Consider the following 816-nt stretch of genomic DNA (forward strand, 5'->3'; position numbering starts at 1 on the left):
ACTGTGGATGTAGAAGTCTATGCATGCAGGAGGACTGGAACTTCATGTGTTGATCTCTTCGATACTGGTAGCGGTACATTGTTTACTAATACACCATCCAAAATGTTCCTAGATAGCATAGGAGGCAGTGTAAATGACGGTTTTACACAAGAAATAGGAACGTCAGGCCCAAGCGGGGATTTCTATCTTTTCGATTGGAACAAAGCAGACTTATTATGTAACACATATAATACCAATAATATTGCAGGACGAACCAACTGGCGTTTAGCTACCGAGAATGAATTAAGAGGACTATTCAATGCAAACGGCAATATGTTTACAGCTAGAGGCTGGGCAGTCAGGATTAATTACTGGACATCAACTGCTCGTGGTCCGGGCTATTACAATTTCTCTCTCAGAAATGGAAACTCTGGTTTGACTATGCCGAGTGACGACAGTCTTTACGCATCGTGCGTCTCTGTTCCTTAGCAGTAAACAGGTAAGTTTTAAGGCCTTCCTTTAAACCACCTACTTCAGTAGGTGGTTATTTTTTCATCATCATAATTAAGACTCTGTTTCTTCATCAGGATAGATAAATGACTTGAGAGGATATCTGAGATCACTCGCAATGGGTTAATAGAAGTTATACGACTCAAATAAATTGTATTGGAAAGAGAAGTATAGATACCACCGACATTCACTTTCAGAAACAGCAATGTATCGAGTTAAACTGTGACTAGGAAGACGATTGAGCTTAAGACATCACTATGTACGAATGGGAGATGCTGACGTGATGATAAAAGTGTTGAACGAGATTAGTGGGTTAGGTATGCCTGA

General features: G+C 40.2%; 1 protein-coding gene and 1 pseudogene. Both read left to right on the top strand.

The window, feature by feature from the left end:
- Positions 1 to 468: DUF1566 domain-containing protein (locus BCT81_RS17105; protein ID WP_133152650.1), on the top strand; the 468-nt coding region annotated here is incomplete at its 5' end.
- 115 nt (positions 469 to 583) lie between these two features.
- Positions 584 to 816 (top strand): annotated as a pseudogene (locus BCT81_RS29795) (IS5/IS1182 family transposase); the annotation flags it as partial.

The sequence above is a fragment of the Vibrio sp. 10N.261.52.A1 genome (assembly GCF_002876325.1).
Lineage (GTDB): Bacteria > Pseudomonadota > Gammaproteobacteria > Enterobacterales > Vibrionaceae > Vibrio > Vibrio chagasii.